We start from the raw sequence: 11,865 nt of genomic DNA, 5'->3' as shown, positions 1-11,865 counted from the left end.
AGGCGTCTGCCCTCGCAGGCATGTGCCGGTAGCTCAGTGGTAGAGCATTCGACTTTTAATCGAATGGTCGAGGGTTCGACCCCCTCCCGGCATACCAATCTCTCTTAAATTTTGTTATGAAACGCGGCGCCCTCGGGCGGAGCGGCGGTACGCTTTAATGCAGCGCCGCAGATGGCGAAACGCGCGGGGATTACCCGCGCGCCTTTGCAGTCTCGGACTTCTCTAGATCGGCGACAAGAAAGCTTGGCCTCAACTTCTCGGCTTGAGGTTCTCTGGATCGTAGAGCGGTTTGTAGCCGACGCTGGCGATTTCGGCGGGGTAGGTTTCGCCGAAATATTCCAGGGTCACTTCACGGCCCACCTGGCACCAGTCCCATGGCATGTAGGCCAGGGCGATGTTCTTGCCGATGGTAGGGCCGTAGGCGACCGAGCTGGTGAAGGAACGACGTCCCAACGCATCCACCAGCGTTTCGCCCGTCGCGGGGTCCATCACCGGCATGATACCGACCGGGTAGCGCGCCACGCCCTTGCTATCGATATTGTCGGTCATGATCAGTGTGCAGAGCATCGCCGGCTGGTGCTCGCGCGCCTTGTATTCGATATGCTTCTGCTTGCCGCTGAAGTCGGCTTCCTTGACCTTGGGGCGGGCCAGATCGGCTTCCATCAGGTTGTATTCGGTCAAGAGATCCGCATTCTGCAGGCGCAGGCTTTTCTCCATGCGACGGGTATTGGCGTAGGTTTCGACACCCACCGCGATGACGCCGGTGGAGCGCAAGGCGTCCCAGACGGCAAGTCCGTCCTTATAGGCCATGTGCAGCTCCCAGCCCTGCTCGCCCACATACGAAATGCGGAAGGCAGTGACCGCTTTGCCAGCGATGGTCAGCGGCTTGATCGCAGCAAAGGGGAAGTTCTCCGGCAGCAGGATGCCGGGGTCTTCGAGCAACTTGCTCAGGTTTTCGCGGGCATTGGGTCCCCAGATGCCGACCGTGATGTATTTTTCCGAGACGTCGGTGATGGTGACATCGAGCCCACGGTCCTGCGCCACGCGGCGCATGTAGTGGTAATCGCGAGGACCGGCATCGGCGCCATTGACCATGCGGATACGGTCGGCCATGCGGATGACCGTGAAGTCAGCGCGGACCATGCCCTCGGCGTCGAGGAAATGGGTGTAGATGCCCTTGCCGATATTGGCGTCACCGCCGATTTTCGCAGCGCACAGCCATTCCATCAGCTCGACATGATCGGGCCCCTCGATATCGCAGATGGCGAAATGAGAGAGATTGATGATGCCGCAGTTTTCGGTCAGCTCGAGGTGTTCGGCATTGGAGACGCGCCAGAAATGGCGGTTGTCCCACTCGTTCTGGCGCACCGGGACGCGGCTGCCATACTTTTCCAGCAGGTGCTCGTTGGCCGCGTAGCCATGCGCCCGCTCCCAGCCACCGAGCTCCATGAAGTAGCCGCCCAGTTCCTTCTCGCGCTCGTGAAACGGCGAGCGGCGGATGCCGCGCCCACCGGAAAACGGTTCGCGTGGATGCACCGGCGGGTTGTAAATCTTGCGCGCCGTCTCGATGCAGCGCTCTTCGATGAACTTCTCTTCCAGCTGGAAGCTGCTGAAGCGGGCATAGTCGATCTTGTTGTGATCGATAGAGGTGCGGCCATCGGTCATCCAGTCGGCGATGAGCTTGCCCATGCCGGGTCCGTCCTTGACCCAGATGCCCACGGCATACCAAAGGCCGCGCACCTTCTGGCTTTCGCCCATCGAGGGACCACCATCGGTGGTGGTCTGCAGCAGTCCGTTGAAGGAATGACCCTCGTTGTAGCCGAGCTCGCCTAGGATCGGCGTCAACTCCATGGCGCGCTCGAGCGGCTCGATGACCTGTTCCATTTCGAGATCGCGCTGTGATGGCGAAAGGCGTGCCTGCTCCTTTTCCAGCAACTCGCGAGGATGCGCCAGGCGCGGATTATTCTCTTCGTAATAGCCCCACTCGATCTGGCCGCCTTCGGCAGACTTCGGATCGCCCGTGTCGCGCAGATAGGCCGAATTGCCCTGATCGCGCAGCAGCGGATAACCGATCTCGGCGCCGGTATCGGCAAATTCGTTGAAGGGGCCGAAAAAGGTCAGCGGATGGTCCACCGGCATGACCGGCAAGTCCTCGCCCGCCATCTCGGCGATCAGGCGGCCCCACAGGCCTGCGCAAACAATGACATGGTCGGCCATGATCGTGCCGCGGTCGGTGACGACACCCTTGATGCGCCCGTCTTCGATGATCAGCGAGCGCGCCGAGGTATTGGCGAATGCCTGCAGCTTGCCGGCGTTTACAGCCTGGTCCACCAGCTTGCCGGCAACCGTCTGCGACCGTGGAATGACCAGGCCCGCATCGGGGTCCCACAGACCGCCCTGGATCATGCTCTCCTCGACCAGCGGCATTTTCTGCTTGATTTCGGCCGCGTCCATTAGACGGGCGCGCGTGCCAAACGCCTTGCCTGACGCGACCTTGCGCTTAATCTCGTCCATGCGGGCATCATCGCCGACGCGGGCGACTTCGATGCCGCCAACGCGAGCGTAATGACCCATCTTGTCGAAGAAATCGATGGAATAGAGCGTGGTCCAGCAGCTCAGGAAATCATGGCTGGTGGCGTAGCAGAAGTCTGACGCATGGGCGGTCGAGCCGATATCGGTCGGGATGCCCGACTTGTCGATGCCCACGATATCGTCCCAGCCGCGCTCGACCAGATGGTGCGCGATCGAAGCGCCCACAATCCCGCCCAGACCGATGATGACGACACGAGCTTTTTCGGGGAACGGCGCCATTGAATATCTCCGTATTGGTGGGCTAGTCGAAGGCTTACGCGATCACTGAGTGAAGACGACGGTCCGATGATGATTGAGCATCACCCGGCCCTCAAGGTGAAATTTCACCGCGCGGGCCAGCACGCGAGACTCGATATCGCGGCCGGCGGCGACGAAATCTTCCGTCGTCATGGCGTGACTGACGCGTTCGGTTTCCTGCTCGATAATCGGGCCTTCATCGAGGTCAGCCGTCACATAGTGCCCAGTCGCGCCGATCAATTTGACGCCGCGCTCATGGGCCTGGTGATAGGGCTTGGCACCCTTGAAACTCGGTAAAAACGAGTGGTGGATATTGATGATCATGCCGAACAGCCGGTTCGACAGGTCGTTGGACAGAACCTGCATATAGCGCGCCAGCACCACCAGCTCGGCACCGGTTTCCTTGACCAGCTCGATCAGCTGTTCTTCGCGCTCGGCCTTGTTTTCCTTGGTTACCGGCCAATAGTGATAAGGAATGCCTTCATGCTCGGTGGTAGCGCGGGAATCCTCATGGTTTGACACCACGCCCGCGACTTCCGCATTCAGCCAACCGACCTTGATCTGGTAGAGAATGTGGAGCAGGCCATGGTCGAATTTCGAGACCATGATGATGATCTTGGGCCGGCGCGACAGGTCCTCGATCTTGAGCTTCATGTCGAAACGATCGACTGACGGTTTGAGCGCCAACTCCAGAATATCGCGGGTCGTCGCCACTGGCACCGCAAAGGCGATCCGCAGGAACAGTTCGTTGGTCGGGCGGTCGCAGAACTGGTTGGATTCAAGGATGTTGGCGCCTCGCGCCGCCAGTGCGGTCGTGATGGCCGCAACGATGCCCGGCTGGTCAAGGCAGCTCAGTTTCAAAATGAACTTATTCTCGGTCATCGTTGATGTCCCAATGATATTGACGCCTAGAGCAGCCGTTCAAGTTCCGGCAGCAGTTCGAAGAGGTCACCGACCAAGCCATAGTCGGCGATCTGGAAGATCGGCGCATCGCCATCCTTGTTGATGGCCACGATGACCTTGGCGCCCTTCATGCCAGCGAGGTGCTGGATAGCACCGGAAATGCCCACCGCAATGTAAAGGTCCGGCGCTACGATCTTGCCGGTCTGGCCGACCTGCCAGTCGTTGGGGGCATAACCCGCATCCACTGCGGCGCGCGATGCACCCACGGCGGCGCCGAGCTTGTCGGCAATCGGCAGGATGACCTCGCGGAACTTCTCCAACGAGCCCAAGGCCCGACCGCCCGAGATAACCACGCGGGCCGAACCCAGTTCGGGTCGATCGCTCTTGGCAATCCGGTTTTCGAGGAAAACCGACAGACCCCGATCGGCGACCGCAGTCAATGCCTCGACGGGCGCCCCTGCTCCGTTGCCCTCCGGTGCAAAACCGGATGTACGAACAGTGATGACCTTCTTGGCGTCGCTGGACTGCACGGTCTGAATGGCATTGCCGGCATAGATCGGGCGCTTGAAAGTGTCGGGCGATACCACCTCGACGATTTCGGAGACCTGCATCACGTCGAGCAGGGCCGCGACTCGGGGAAACACGTTCTTGCCCGTGGTGGTCGCTGCCGCCACGAACACGTCGTAGCCACCAGCCAACGATACGATCAGATCAGCCAGCGGCTCAGCCAGCTGGTTTTCCAGCGCATCGCTCTCGGCCAGCAGTACCCTGCGGACGCCAGCCAGTTTTGCGGCCGCATCGGCAGCGCCCTGCGCAACCTTGCCGGCCACCAGGATATCGATTTCCGCACCGATCTGGGACGCGGCGGTCAACGCACGCGCCGTTAGCTCTGAGACGGTGACATTGTTATGTTCAGCGAGAAGTAGAATAGCCATTTGTGTATCCTCGCTCGGGGTCAGATGACGCGGGCTTCGTTGCGCAGCTTGTCGACCAGTTCGGCAACGCTGCCGACCCTGATGCCCGCCTTGCGCGTACCCGGCTCCTCGGTCCTAAGCACTTTCAGTCGCGGCTCGACATCGACGCCGTAATCGGCCGCAGTCTTTTCCTCGAGCGGCTTCTTTTTGGCCTTCATGATGTTGGGCAGTGAGGCGTAGCGGGGCTCGTTGAGGCGGAGATCAACGGTGACGACGGTGGGCAGCGACACTTCGATGGACTGCAAGCCGCCATCGACTTCACGCAACACCAAGGCCTTGTCGTCGCCCAGTTCGAGCTTGGATGCGAAGGTCGCCTGCGACCAGCCCAACAGTGCCGACAGCATCTGGCCGGTCTGGTTGGAATCGTCGTCGATCGCTTGCTTGCCGAGGATGACGAGGCGGGGCGCTTCGGCCTCGACCACGCCCTTGAGTAGCTTGGCGACTGCCAGCGGCTCCACCGCACCATCGACAATAATCAGAATTGCGCGATCGGCGCCCATGGCGAGAGCGGTACGCAGCGTGTCATGCGCCTGGGCTGGCCCGATCGATACGGCGATAATCTCGGTGACCTTGCCGGCCTCCTTAAGGCGGATCGCTTCTTCGAGGGCGATCTCATCAAAGGGGTTCATCGACATCTTCACATTGGCCAGATCGACGCCCGAACCATCGGCTTTTACGCGGATCTTGACGTTGTAGTCGACCACGCGTTTTACAGGCACCAAGACTTTCATCTGCAATCCAATCCAACGATCTTGCAGGGAGCATTGCGACACTTTTTGCCGCTTCGCCAGAACGTTTGCGTCAATATTGGATTAGCGATACGACATGGATGGCGTGAATTCAGCAGGGGCGATGCGATGGATATCAGGATGGGCCGCAACCGGACAAATGCGACCTCCCCCAAAGCCTACCGCGCACGCCCCGACGGGCTTCGCCTTTCGGTCGGTTTTATCCTAGCCAAGCGCTTCACGCTTTGCGCCTTCGCCAACTTCGTCGACGTCCTGCGCCTTGCCGCCGACGAGGGTGACCGCAGCCGCCCGATCATGTGCGGCTGGACCGTGCTGTCCGACACGATGAACGCGGTACCGTCGAGCAGCGGCATTGCCGTGCAGCCCAATGAGCGGCTCGGTGACCCGACGAAGTTCGACTACATCGTGGTAATCGGCGGCATCATGGATGACATGTCGGGCCTGGGCGCTGAATATACCGCCTATCTCGATAAGGCAGCGGCAGCCGGCGTGCCGCTGGTTGGTGTTTGCACTGGCGGCTTCCTGCTGCACAAGGCCGGCCTGATGCAGGGCTATCGCTGCTGCGTCAGCTGGTTCCATCACGCCGATTTCCTCGAACAGTTCGATGGCCTCAACCCGGTCTCCGACCAGATCTTCATCGATGACGGCGATCGCCTGACCTGTTCGGGCGGCGCCAGCTCGGCCCATCTGGCTGCTTATCTGGTCGAGAAGCACGTTGGCCGGGCCCAGGCCAGCAAGAGCCTTCACATCATGATCATCGACGATGCGCTGCGGCCCGAAAAGTCGCAGCCCGGGGTGCCGATGGGTATTTCAACGCGTGACCCGATGGTGATGCGGGCGCTGCTGCTGATGCAGCAGAACATCGACAATCCTCTTTCGGTAACCGAACTGGCTCGCCGCATGGGCAACAGCAAGCGCCAGCTCGAACGCCATTTCCGGGCGGCCCTCGACGCCTCGCCGCAGGCCGCGTTCCTGCAAATCCGCCTGACCTATGCGCGCCATCTGATTGAAACCACGGACAAGTCGGTCACGGCGATTGCCGTCGAATGCGGCTTCTGCGATTCGTCCCATCTGAGCCGCATGTTCCGCCAGCGCTTCGACAGCACGCCGCACGAAGTCCGCAAGAGGACAAAGAGCGCGGCACCGGAACTCGAGCTAGCCTGACACATGCCGGATGTCGTTTACCTGCGATCCGTTTGACGCAAACGTACTGTCCTGTCGGCTTCAATGTCGCAATGATACGCTAAACAATTTTCGCCCGAGGTAAGCAATGACCCGCTTTTCGTTTCCGTCACTGCTGGCCAATGCCCTGACGGGGCACAAGAACTGGAAGCCTCAGTGGCCCGACGCCCAGCCCAAGGCCGAGTACGATGTCATCATCGTCGGGGCCGGCGGTCATGGCCTGGGCGCAGCCTACTATCTCGCCAAGGAACACGGCATTACCAATGTCGCGGTGATCGAAAAAGGCTGGCTCGGTGGCGGCAATACCGGTCGCAACACCACCATCATCCGCTCGAACTACCTCTATGACGAAAGCGCGATGCTCTATGAGCATTCGATGAAGCTCTGGGAGGGCCTAAGCCAGGAGCTCAATTACAACGTCATGTTTTCGCAGCGCGGCGTGATGATGCTGGCGCATAATGTGCACGACGTGCAGAGCTTCAAGCGCCACGTCCATTCCAATCGCCTTAACGGCATCGACAATGAATGGCTGACTGCCGAGCAGGCTCAGGAATTTTGTCCGCCGCTCAATATTTCGCCCGATGCGCGCTACCCTGTCATGGGCGCAGCCCTGCAGCGGCGCGGCGGTGTTGCCCGGCACGATGCCGTGGCCTGGGGCTATGCGCGCGGCGCAGCATCGCGCGGCGTCGACATCATCCAGAACTGCCCGGTTACTGCCATCCGCCGAGACGCATCCGGAAAGGTCATCGGCGTCGATACGGCGCGTGGCTTCATCAAGGCCAAGAAAGTCGCTGTCTCTGCCGCCGGCAATACTTCGGTGGTGATGGATTCGGCCGGCGTCCGCCTGCCGCTGGAAAGCTATCCGCTTCAGGCTTTGGTCTCCGAGCCGGTCAAGCCGATCTTTCCCTGCGTGGTCATGTCTAACACGGTCCACGCCTACATTTCGCAGTCCGACAAGGGCGAGCTGGTCATTGGTTCGGGCACGGACCAATACGTGTCCTACAGCCAGCGCGGCGGCCTGCCGTTGATCGAGCACACCGTCGCCGCCATCTGCGAAATCTTCCCGATTTTCACCCGTATGCGGATGCTGCGCAAATGGGGCGGCATCGTCGACGTCACCCCCGATCGCTCGCCGATCCTGGGCAAGACGCCGGTTCCGGGGCTTTACGTCAATTGCGGCTGGGGCACCGGCGGCTTCAAGGCCACGCCCGGATCGGCCCACGTTTTCGCCCACACCATTGCGCGTGACGAACCCCATCCCATCAACGCGCCATTCACGCTGGAGCGGTTCACCACCGGCCGGCTGATCGACGAGGCTGCTGCGGCAGCCGTTGCACACTAGGGTAAGTACAATGCTTCTAATCCGCTGCCCCTACTGCGCTGCCGAACGCCCAGAGCTCGAATTTACCTATGGCGGCGAGGCACATATCGTTCGCCCGCAAAACCCGTCCAGCACGACGGACGACGAGTGGCGCGACTTCCTCTATATCCGCTCCAATGCACGCGGCATCCACTACGAACGCTGGCGGCACATGCATGGCTGTGGCCGTTTCTTCAATGCGGTCCGCGACACCGTCACCGACAAGTTCGTCATGACTTACAAAGCCGGGCTGCCCCGCCCCGATCAGGCTGAACTTGAGGCCGCGCGCTCATGAGCACTTTCCGCATTCCCGGCAAGGGCCGCGTCGATCCCAGCAAGCCAGTCCAGTTCACCTTCAACGACAAGACCTATGACGGTTTTGAAGGCGACACCGTCGCCTCGGCCCTGTTGGCCAGTGGGCAGCATCTGGTTGGTCGGTCGTTCAAGTATCATCGCCCGCGCGGCTTTCTCTCGGCCGGCTCGGAAGAACCAAATGCCCTGCTCGGCATCGATCACGGCCCCGGCCGCGTCGAGCCGAATAGCCGCGCCACGGTCGTCGAGATTTCGCAGGGTCTCAAGACCATCAGCCAGAACCATTGGCCATCGCTGGAGCGCGACGTCGGCGCCATCAACGATGTGCTCTACATGCTGTTTTCGGCTGGTTTCTACTACAAGACTTTCATGTGGCCGAAGAGCTTTTGGAACAAGGTCTATGAGCCGATCATTCGCGGTACGGCAGGCTTGGGCAAGTCGCCTACCCTGCCCGATCCCGACATCTATTCCAGCCGCTTCGCGCATTGCGACGTGCTCGTTGTCGGTGCCGGTCCGGCGGGCCTCGCGGCTGCACTCGAAGCCGGCCGCAGCGGCGCAAAGGTACTCCTGGTCGACGAACAGGCCGAATTGGGCGGTTCGCTGCTGTCGGAGACGGATGGGGGCATTGATGGCCTGACCGGTTGGGCCTGGCTCAAGGCGAGCGTGGATGAACTGGCCGGCATGGCCAATGTCACCCTGCTGCCGCGCACCACGGCCATCGGCTACTACCACCAGAATTTCGTCGGCCTGTGCCAGCGCATTACCGACCACCTCGCCTCTGCCCCTGAGGGCACGCCGCGCGAACGCATGTGGAAGGTCCGTGCCAAGCAGGTCGTGCTCGCCCAGGGCGCCATCGAAAAACCGCTGGTGTTTGACGGCAATGATCGTCCCGGCGTCATGCTGGCCAGCGCCGCCCGCACCTATCTCAACCGCTATGGCGTCAAGGTCGGCGCCAGCCCCGTCGTGGTGACCACCCATGACAGCGCCTGGCTCGCCGCCTTCGATCTGGCCCGCGCCGGCGTCAAGGTTGTGGCCATCATCGATATCCGACCAATCGTTCCGGCTCACCTCACAGCCAGTGCATCGGCACTCGGCATCGAAGTGCTCACCAGCTGGACAGTTACCGGCACCAAGGGCCGCTTGCGCATTTCCTCGCTGCGCGCCAAGCCAATCCACGGCAGCGCTGCTCAGGCCCGCGAGTTTGCCTGTGATACGCTGCTGATGAGCGGCGGCTGGAACCCGACACTCCACCTGTTCTCCCATTCACAAGGCAAGCTGGAATGGCGCGAGGACGCGCAGGTCTTCCTGCCGTCCAAGCATGTCGAACAAAGCCGTTGCGCCGGTGCCGGCAATGGCGATTTCGGCCTGGCCAGGGTGCTCGCGGAAGGCGCAGAGGCCGGCGTCGACGCTGCCATGGATGCCGGCTTCACGGCCAAGGCGTCGATCTATGCCGTCAATGACGAACTAGACATGACCGGCATCAGCAGCCGTGAATTGCCGACCGACAGGAACGCTGACACGGCCAAGGCCTTTATCGATTTCCAGAACGACGTCACCGCCAAGGACATCCGTCTTGCCGTGCGCGAAGGCTTTAAATCCATCGAGCATATCAAGCGCTACACCACCACCGGCATGGCGACCGATCAGGGCAAGACCTCCAACATCAATGGTCTGGCCATTGCGGCCGACGCCGTGCAACGCCCGGTGCCATCAGTCGGGCTCACCACCTTCCGCCCGCCCTACACGCCAACCACTTTTGGCGCCTTCGCCGGCTACAATCGTGGTCGCCTGTTCGATGTTACCCGCAAGACCTCGATCGACGCCTGGGCTGAAGAACACGGTGCCGTCTTCGAACCCGTTGCCCTGTGGCGCCGCGCCTGGTATTTCCCGAAGCCGGGCGAGGACATGCACGCCGCCGTGGCCCGTGAATGCAAGGCGACGCGCGACTCTCTCGGCATCTTCGATGCATCCACCCTGGGCAAGATCGAGATCGTCGGCCCCGATGCCGCCGAATTCCTCAATCGCATGTATACCAACCCGTGGAGCAAGCTGCAGCCTGGTCGCTGCCGCTATGGCGTGTTGCTCGGCGAGGATGGCTTCATTCGTGACGACGGCGTTATCGGCCGCCTGACCCACGACCGCTTCCATGTGACGACCACGACGGGCGGCGCCGCCCGCGTGCTCAACATGATGGAAGATTACCTGCAAACCGAATTCCCCGATCTCAAGGTCTGGCTCACCTCGACCACCGAGCAGTGGTCGGTCATTGCCATAAACGGCCCCAACGCGCGCAACCTTCTGGCGCCCCTGGTCGAAGGCATCGATCTGTCGGAAGAGGCATTCCCGCACATGTCGGTCGGCGTGGGCCGCATCTGCGGCGTTCCGACCCGCCTGTTCCGCATGAGCTTTAGTGGCGAACGCGGCTACGAGGTCAACGTGCCGGCCCGATATGGCCGCGCCGTGTGGGAAAAGCTCATCGCCGAAGGCCAGGCCTACGGCGTCACGCCTTATGGCACCGAGACCATGCACGTGTTGCGGGCCGAAAAGGGCTATATTATCGTCGGGCAGGACACTGACGGCACGCTGACGCCCGATGATGCAGGCCTCGGCTGGGCCATTGGCAAGGCCAAACCCGATTTCGTCGGCAAGCGCTCGTTGGCCCGTCCGGACATGCTCAAGACCGACCGCAAGCACTTGGTGGGCCTGCTGACCGCCGATCCAAAAGTGGTGCTCGAAGAAGGCGCCCAGATCGTACTCGATCCCAATCAGTCCGTGCCCATGACGATGGTGGGCCATGTCACCTCGTCGTACTGGAGCGTGGCGCTTGGCCGATCAATCGCGCTGGCCGTGATCGAAGGCGGCAATGGCCGCATGGGTGAGACGGTGCATATTCCGATGCCGGATGGCACTTTGCAGGCCGAAGTTACCGGCACCGTCTTCCTCGACCCCGAAAACACGCGCCTCAGCGCTTAAGGAGCACAGAATGATGCACACCCATCATCCTCTGGTCGGACGCGCACTAGCCGGCCCACACGCCCGCGTCAACATGCGCCCGGTCGAAGACTGCGCCCGCTTCATCCTGCGGATTGATCCACAGAACCTGGCCGCAGCATCGACGATCTGGGGCGGCAACCTGCCACCCACCACCGGCGGTCTGGTCTCGGCTTCCGGCCGCATCGCCACCTGCATCGGTCCCGACGAATGGTATCTCATCGCGCCTCTCGCCGAGCAGGACGCCATCGAGAGCGCCTTTGGCGAACTCTATGCCACCACAATCCATAGCCTCGTCGATGTCGGCCACCGCGAAGTCGGCATTACCGTCGAAGGCCCGGAGGCGGTTCTCGCGCTGCAGGCCACCATAGCCTTCGATATCGCCGCCATGCCGGTTGGCAGCGGCTGTCGCACCATTATCGACAAGGCACAGATCATCCTGCTGCGCCAAGGGCCGGACAGTTTCCGCATCGAAGTCTGGCACTCGTTCGCCGATCACGTCTGGAACCTGCTCGCCGGCATCTGCCGCGAAATCGAACTTGGCGTCTGACGCTTTCAAGAGGAC

At 61.5% G+C, this 11,865-nt stretch carries 9 protein-coding genes and 1 tRNA gene; 6 read left to right on the top strand and 4 right to left on the bottom strand.

The annotated features are described in order from the left end of the window. Nucleotides 1-22: 22 nt before the first annotated feature. Nucleotides 23-97 (top strand) — tRNA-Lys (locus WH91_RS14165). Nucleotides 98-249: 152 nt separating this feature from the next. Here the strand turns inward: WH91_RS14165 and WH91_RS14160 are convergent. The 4 genes from WH91_RS14160 to WH91_RS14145 are packed head-to-tail and all read right to left on the bottom strand — an operon-like array spanning nucleotide 250 to nucleotide 5,437. Then, nucleotides 250-2,811, bottom strand: coding sequence for a GcvT family protein (locus WH91_RS14160; protein ID WP_046171655.1), 2,562 nt, complete (start codon nucleotides 2,809-2,811; stop codon nucleotides 250-252). 42 nt (nucleotides 2,812-2,853) lie between these two features. Continuing rightward, entirely contained in the window at nucleotides 2,854-3,711 is an 858-nt protein-coding gene (purU, locus tag WH91_RS14155; RefSeq protein WP_046171654.1) for a formyltetrahydrofolate deformylase, read from the bottom strand. 26 nt (nucleotides 3,712-3,737) lie between these two features. Further along, nucleotides 3,738-4,667 (bottom strand): electron transfer flavoprotein subunit alpha/FixB family protein, encoded by a 930-nt coding sequence (locus tag WH91_RS14150; RefSeq protein WP_046171653.1) that lies wholly within the window; start codon nucleotides 4,665-4,667, stop codon nucleotides 3,738-3,740. A 20-nt stretch (nucleotides 4,668-4,687) separates the two neighbouring features. Next, a complete protein-coding gene (locus WH91_RS14145) occupies nucleotides 4,688-5,437 on the bottom strand; it encodes an electron transfer flavoprotein subunit beta/FixA family protein (protein ID WP_046171652.1) in 750 nt (249 codons plus the stop codon). Nucleotides 5,438-5,563: 126 nt separating this feature from the next. On the opposite strand from WH91_RS14145, the gene WH91_RS14140 reads away from it, so the two are divergent. The 5 genes from WH91_RS14140 to WH91_RS14120 all read left to right on the top strand — a co-directional run bounded on the left by WH91_RS14140 (nucleotide 5,564) and on the right by WH91_RS14120 (nucleotide 11,850). Further along, nucleotides 5,564-6,619, top strand: a complete 1,056-nt coding sequence (locus WH91_RS14140) for a GlxA family transcriptional regulator (RefSeq protein ID WP_244542304.1) — start codon at nucleotides 5,564-5,566, stop codon at nucleotides 6,617-6,619. Between the two features lie 106 nt (nucleotides 6,620-6,725). Then, the gene (locus WH91_RS14135; RefSeq protein ID WP_046171650.1) at nucleotides 6,726-7,979 is read left to right on the top strand and encodes a sarcosine oxidase subunit beta family protein; all 1,254 of its coding nucleotides are present in this window, start codon (nucleotides 6,726-6,728) and stop codon (nucleotides 7,977-7,979) included. Nucleotides 7,980-7,989: 10 nt separating this feature from the next. Next, nucleotides 7,990-8,292 (top strand): sarcosine oxidase subunit delta, encoded by a 303-nt coding sequence (locus tag WH91_RS14130; protein WP_046171649.1) that lies wholly within the window; start codon nucleotides 7,990-7,992, stop codon nucleotides 8,290-8,292. Further along, nucleotides 8,289-11,282: a sarcosine oxidase subunit alpha gene (locus WH91_RS14125; RefSeq protein WP_046171648.1), complete on the top strand. Its 2,994-nt coding sequence runs from the start codon at nucleotides 8,289-8,291 to the stop codon at nucleotides 11,280-11,282. The genes WH91_RS14130 and WH91_RS14125 overlap by 4 nt, the downstream gene beginning before the upstream one ends. 10 nt (nucleotides 11,283-11,292) lie before the next feature. Next, entirely contained in the window at nucleotides 11,293-11,850 is a 558-nt protein-coding gene (locus WH91_RS14120; RefSeq protein ID WP_046171647.1) for a sarcosine oxidase subunit gamma, read from the top strand. The last annotated feature ends 15 nt before the right edge of the window (nucleotides 11,851-11,865 follow it).

It is taken from the genome of Devosia psychrophila (assembly GCF_000971275.1).
Taxonomy (GTDB): Bacteria; Pseudomonadota; Alphaproteobacteria; order Rhizobiales; family Devosiaceae; genus Devosia; species Devosia psychrophila.
This window is presented reverse-complemented; position numbering and strand designations above follow the sequence as displayed.